The sequence below is a fragment of the Xenorhabdus santafensis genome (assembly GCF_033949405.1).
Taxonomy (GTDB): domain Bacteria; phylum Pseudomonadota; class Gammaproteobacteria; order Enterobacterales; family Enterobacteriaceae; genus Xenorhabdus; species Xenorhabdus santafensis.
Genome location: NZ_VCDN01000475.1, coordinates 1 through 232 on the forward strand (window position 1 = coordinate 1; position 232 = coordinate 232).

1 protein-coding gene is annotated in these 232 nt (G+C 25.0%); it reads left to right on the forward strand.

Features of this window, described 5'->3' with window-relative positions; all coding sequences use genetic code 11:
- A partial coding sequence (locus FE392_RS23125; RefSeq protein ID WP_319932012.1) for a hypothetical protein occupies positions 1 to 232 on the forward strand: 232 nt, incomplete at both ends.

Sequence of the window (232 nt, forward strand, 5' to 3'; positions counted from 1 at the left end):
GTCATTTGAATTATATGAGGGTAACGGAGATGAATTTTTTTATGAGGATATAAAAGAATTACAGCCGACTATTACATATGATTCTGTTACTTTTTCTTATAAGAATCCCAAAATAGATTTTGGTTATTTAAGAATTTATAGAGATGGTAAGTTGATTGTTGATAATTTTAAATTAGAGCAATTTAAAGATAAGGAATTAAGTCCTAACACTGAATACAAATATAAATTTGTT